The 5,723-nt window shown below is 29.8% G+C and carries 5 protein-coding genes; 2 read left to right on the top strand and 3 right to left on the bottom strand.

The window, feature by feature from the left end:
* The 3 genes from JJE11_RS13370 to JJE11_RS13360 form a co-directional block, all read right to left on the bottom strand.
* A partial coding sequence (locus JJE11_RS13370; protein ID WP_291636417.1) for a CvpA family protein occupies nucleotides 1–852 on the bottom strand: 852 nt, incomplete at its 3' end.
* Between the two features lie 29 nt (nucleotides 853–881).
* Nucleotides 882–1,736, bottom strand: a complete 855-nt coding sequence (gene recX, locus JJE11_RS13365; RefSeq protein ID WP_291636415.1) for a recombination regulator RecX — start codon at nucleotides 1,734–1,736, stop codon at nucleotides 882–884.
* A gap of 2 nt (nucleotides 1,737–1,738) precedes the next feature.
* Nucleotides 1,739–2,989 carry a pitrilysin family protein gene (locus JJE11_RS13360; protein WP_291636413.1) on the bottom strand — a complete coding sequence of 417 codons (1,251 nt, stop codon included), beginning with the start codon at nucleotides 2,987–2,989 and terminating at the stop codon, nucleotides 1,739–1,741.
* Between the two features lie 345 nt (nucleotides 2,990–3,334).
* Here JJE11_RS13360 and JJE11_RS13355 point away from each other — a divergent pair, with 345 nt between their 5' ends.
* On the top strand, nucleotides 3,335–3,859 hold the full coding sequence (locus JJE11_RS13355; RefSeq protein ID WP_291636411.1) for a QueT transporter family protein: 525 nt from the start codon (nucleotides 3,335–3,337) through the stop codon (nucleotides 3,857–3,859).
* 107 nt (nucleotides 3,860–3,966) lie between these two features.
* Complete coding sequence (locus tag JJE11_RS13350; protein ID WP_291636409.1) at nucleotides 3,967–5,553, top strand: DEAD/DEAH box helicase; 1,587 nt, start codon at nucleotides 3,967–3,969, stop codon at nucleotides 5,551–5,553.
* The last annotated feature ends 170 nt before the right edge of the window (nucleotides 5,554–5,723 follow it).

The raw sequence follows: 5,723 nt of genomic DNA, 5'->3' as shown, positions 1-5,723 counted from the left end.
TGCTTTTTCATCATTATAAACTATTTTGCTACCTACCCAATTATAAATAGCCCTGGCTTTTTCTCTTGTTCCACTTTTGTCTTGTACTAGCTTAACTGCAACCTTATTAATCTCATCATTAGATTTAACTCCTTGCTCAAGCGTAATCCCATTATAATAAGTTATAACATTTTTCTTGTTTTGTGAATTATTTTCTGAAGTAGTTGGTTGCTTAACAACAATTTTAAAAGAATTATTAACAATATTAGGAAGCTTTTTTGCAAGCGTTGAATTAGTCAATGGTATAACTACTTCTTTGGATATATAAGTATATATCTGTGATTCTTCCAAATATGTATTATATGCATCAGTTATCTTAAGAAATGACATAAAATTCAATATGAAAGTAATAACTATTACATAGCATATCGCTTTAGGCACTTGAAATATTGCGCCTACAACTCTATTAAAAAAATCACTTTTTTGCTTTAACTTATGCTCTATACTATCGAATAAAGGATAAACCGTAATGCGGCTAATAACATTAATTACGAAATTTATTGTGCTATAAATTATTAGTACCACTATTGGCATAATTAACATATAAATTACTAATGGTTTATCATTAATAAACTCTATAGCCTTTAACGGAATATTATTATATATTTTTTCATACATACCTACATCATGCTGAATAAAAACTTTTTTAGCAAAATAAATACCTAAACATAATGAAATTAAAAAAGAAACACTTTGGAAAACTCCATCAATAGCTCCTTTTAAATGTTCAGACGAAAATTTAGATATAAATCCACTAATTACAGGATATACAAATACCAGTAGTAAAATTAAACTCAATGGTTGACTAAACAATTATATCACCTGCTTTCATTATTACCTACCTAAACATCATCCATGCCATTAATTAAATCTCTTAATACTTTTTTTATTTGCTCCCATTTAAAGCCTCGCCTTAAAAGATAGTCTCCTAGCTTCTTATATAGCTTTATTTTCGTAGGCTCAGACTTAATTAATATGTTATATCTTTTACTAGCTAACTCACACAATTTGTCATAATCTTCTTCATAAGTATCTTCCGGTATTTTTTCTTCATAATCATCTATGTCGTCCTTTTGAGTAACTTTAGCCAAAACCTCTTTGATTATTTCGAAATCGTATCCACTACGAGCTAAATAATCTGACGTTTTTTTATAAAGCTTTCTTGTATCCTTTTCACTCTTAGATAATGTCACGATCTTTTTTTCACCAAGTTTCAAAGCTATTTCCATTTGCTCCTCAGAGGTTATTTTATCAAGTCCTTCTTTGATAAGTTCTTTTGGAAGAAGCTTTTTTAGTAGTGCAAACTTAATTTTATTTTTTCCATTACATTTTATTTTTTCTTTTATAAATAATTCCACAAACCGTTCATCATTAACAAAATCATACTGCTTTAAAAACTCCATTACTCTATCTATAGTTTTAACATCAAATTCTTTGAACGTTAACTTATCCACTACTTGTTTCGCAGACTTAAAACTTCTTTCTAAAAAGTGAAGTGCAGCGTTTTTCCCTTTTATATAATTATCTTCATTAACTATATCTTCTAAATTCTCTTTCTCCATGGTTCTACCTTTTGTAATATTATGAATATATACAAGCTGCGCATCACAAGCAAAAGCGAATTCATCATTCATGTAAATGTTAACTCTATTCTTATTTTTCTTTTGCACTTCAATTCTTGTTATAATAGTATTCAATACTAACCTCTCTTTTCTGGTAAAAATATGTGAATTGCTGGCTTTTGTAATACTTTTCTAGAAACATTATATAAGTCTTCACTCTTAACATTCCCCATATTTTTCATATCTTCAGTAAACTGATATATATCTTCATCGTCCATAGCCTGATGAATTACATAATTACCAAGATCCGTAGAATCCTCTAGGGTTGATGCTATGGCAGTTTTTAATATCTTTTTCATGAGAGCTATTGTGCTATCATCAAAAACTATTTTTTCACTTTTAATATCCACTATAGCAGTATCAATTACTTCTATGGCCTCATCTACATTTGCCTCTGCCACTGATGTGTAAATATATAGTGTTTTAACGTTATTTGAGGTATCTAAATGAGTGTAAACATCATAAGACAATCCTCTCTCTTCCCTTAGTTCCCTGAATAATATAGAATTAGAGCTTTCTCCAAATTTATAGTTTAGTATCCTAAGAGCCAATTCCTCATCTTTAGATAGTCCATTGAATGTATATAAATAAAGTATGGTACTTTGCTCAATTTCTCTTTTATACGAGATTGTTTTTACAAATTGCTGATGTTCATATAATATTTTTTTCTTCTCAAAACTTTTCTTAGTCCAATTACCAAAATATTTGTTCACCATATTTATTATGTCCTCATGTTCATATGGAGATACAATAGATACAAAAGAATTATTCGGCAAGTAATATTTATTATAAAAATCAACAAGTTGCTTCCTTGCAACCTTTTTTATTACGTTTTCATTACCTATAGTATCTTCCCTAAGTGGACTATATTTAAACGCAATCTCATTAACCCTCTTAAAGCTTAAGTCCTCAATGTCATCATTGATTGTTCTAATTTCAGCGAGTATTACTCCCCTTTCCTTTTCAATTTCATCAATTGGAAAGGTTGAATTTAAAAGCATGTCCCCAAGCAGTTCCACTCCATTCTCTAATTCTTCACTTAAAATTGTAGCGCTATATACTGTACAATTAAAATCCGTATATGCATTATATTCTCCGCCTAAATTTTCTAAATCACTGTTTAACTTTTCATTAGTTCTACTATCAGTCCCTTTGAAAAGCATGTGCTCTATAAAATGGGCTATTCCCTTTTCATTTTTTTCTTCAAAAAGCGAACCTATATTAATTGCAGCATGAACTGCGGCAATTTGACTATCCTTTTTAATAGTAATAAGTTTAATCCCATTACTTAACTGCGTTTGTTTCGTATTAAAAATTTCTTTACTCATAATATTCTCCTTTAAACATAACTGTGTTATTAATAATCACCTACACAATATTTCATACCTTTTTTAAATTCTTACCATAAAACAGGTAATTTACAAATGATTGACGAGCATTCAAAAATAAAAAGTATATATATCTTAACTATACCACACTTTTAACCATTACTGCTTAACATTATATTTTTCTTGAAATTTAGACATATTATATTGTAATCTGCAAAATTTGATATGTAATAATAAAAATATGTTGACCAAATCAGAAATATGCACTATAATTGAGGTTCGGTCGAATACGTATAGACAGTTCGTAACCATCCTGTCTTAAAATAAAACTACGGAGGCATAAAAATGAATATTAAATTAAATGAAGGAACCTTGTCCGTAAAAATAAGAAGAATTGTTTTTGCAGCAATGGTAGCTGCTATTTATGCAGCTTTGACTCTAAGCTTATCGTTTCTTAGCTTTGGAGTTATTCAATATCGTATTGCTGAAGGACTTACTATCCTACCTTACTTTGCATCCTTTTCTATTCCAGGGCTGGTAATTGGTTGTATAGTTTCTAATATCATAAGTCCACTAGGTATTATGGATATGATTTTCGGTTCCCTTGCAACATTTATAGCCGCGATTTCAACTTACTATATTGGTAAAAGCAAACTGAAATTCAAAAGAATACTTGCTCCATTACCGGCGGTAGTAGTTAATGCCATTATTATAGGCATACTGTTAAAGCTTTTATATTTTAAAGACATGCCCCTTTTACTTTGTATGCTGCAAGTTGCATGGGGAGAATTTGTCTGCTGTTATGGAATTGGATTACCTCTTATTTATGTTATTGAGAAGAACTCAATTTTGAGGAATTTTTTAAAATAATTATAAAAAAGCAATTTTAATTTGCTTTTTAGTTTAATATTTATTATTCTGTATGTACTTTAATATGAGATGTATTTGATACTTTATGAAAAGAAAGAGGAATTTTAATGAATAAAACTACCACTACCAAACTTAAATTTGAAGAACTAGGACTAAGCGAGTCAGTATTGCACTCTATACAAGACTTGAAATTTGAATATCCGTCTGACATCCAAGAAAAAGCTATTCCAGTTGTATTAGAAGGCTTTGATATTATAGGTCAGGCTCAAACAGGAACTGGTAAAACATTAGCCTTTGGTGCACCTATTTTAAGTAGAATGGAAAAATCAACTGGAAAAGTTCAAGCAATAATAATGTCTCCAACAAGAGAGCTTGCTGTTCAAGTTGCTGAAGAACTTTCACGTATAGCAAAACATGAAAGAGTTAAAATATTACCAATCTATGGTGGTCAATCCATTGACAGACAAATATCAGCTCTAAAAAGAGGCGTAGATATTGTAGTTGGAACTCCAGGAAGATTACTAGACCATATTAGAAAAGGTACTTTAAAACTCGCCAATGCTAAGTTTCTTGTTTTAGACGAAGCTGATGAAATGTTAAACATGGGCTTTATTGAAGATATTGAAAGTATTATTAGTAATTTAAGTGAAGATAGACAGACTTTACTTTTCTCAGCTACTATGCCAAGAGCTATTAAAATATTGTCAAAAAAATATATGCATCCTGAAACAAAGATTATTGCAATAGAAAAGAAATCTTTAACTGTTTCTAAAACTAAGCAATATTATTATGAAGTAAATACAAAAAATAAATTTGAATCACTTTGTAGAATTCTTGATGTCGATGCTCCTAAGACTTGTATATTATTCTGTAAAACTAAAAAAGGTGTAGATGAATTAGTAGATGCATTACAACCAAGAGGTTATACCGTAGAAGGTATGCACGGAGATATGAAACAGAGTCAGAGAATGAGCACTCTAAAAAAATTCAAAGATGGTAATTTGAATTTCTTAATTGCAACTGATGTAGCTGCAAGAGGAATTGACGTTGAGGATGTTACTCATGTAATAAACTACGATTTGCCACAAGACAGTGAATCTTATATCCATAGAATTGGAAGAACTGGCAGAGCTGGTAAAGAAGGCACAGCTTATAGTCTTATTACAAGACGAGAAGCCTCTGCTATAAGACAGATTGAACGGGATACTAAAAGTGTAATTACTAAAAAAGCTGTTCCAAGCATACCTGATGTTTTTGCAGCAAAATCTGAAACTATTTTAGATTCTATAAAATTAGTTTTAGAAGAAAACTTATATGAAAATTTTCTTCCACTAGGTCATAAGCTTATAAAAGAATTTGGTAATGAAGATGTAGCTGCTTCTCTAATAAAAATTATTTTTGATAAAGAAGTTAACTACAACTATGCAGATGATACTGTAACAACAACATCTGATAATGTTAGACTATTCCTTTCTATAGGAAGAATGGATGAAGTTATGACTAAAGATATCATATCTTTCTTATGTGAGACTGCTAATCTTAATAAAAATGAGCTTGGCCGTATCGATATTTTAGATAAATTTTCTTTTTTAGATGTACCAGGAAACTTAGTTGATGCTATCCTAAGCAACAGTTCAGGCAAGAAGTTAAATAGTAGAAAAGTAAATATTGAGGTTGCTAAATCTAGAAGATAGATTCAAGTGGCATGAAAATATAGCGAAAAGAGAGCACTTATTGATAAGTGCTCTCAGGTTGTTTACAAACCCAGTATAATTTTTTATTATACTGGGTTTTTTTTACATGCAATTTACATGTAATTATGTGATAGCATTTTGAGTTATGTAGAAATTAGAAATAAGCACTA

Source organism: Clostridium sp., from assembly GCF_016650095.1.
GTDB lineage: Bacteria > Bacillota > Clostridia > Clostridiales > Clostridiaceae > Clostridium_AD.
The sequence above is the reverse complement of the archived record's forward strand: the minus strand, read 5'-3'. Positions and strand labels throughout refer to the sequence as shown.

Coding starts and splice junctions, on each gene's coding strand:
- JJE11_RS13360 (WP_291636413.1), bottom strand. CDS start 2,989: ATGAGTAAAGAAATTTTTAATACGAAACAAACGCAGTTAAGTAATGGG.
- JJE11_RS13355 (WP_291636411.1), top strand. CDS start 3,335: ATGAATATTAAATTAAATGAAGGAACCTTGTCCGTAAAAATAAGAAGA.
- JJE11_RS13350 (WP_291636409.1), top strand. CDS start 3,967: ATGAATAAAACTACCACTACCAAACTTAAATTTGAAGAACTAGGACTA.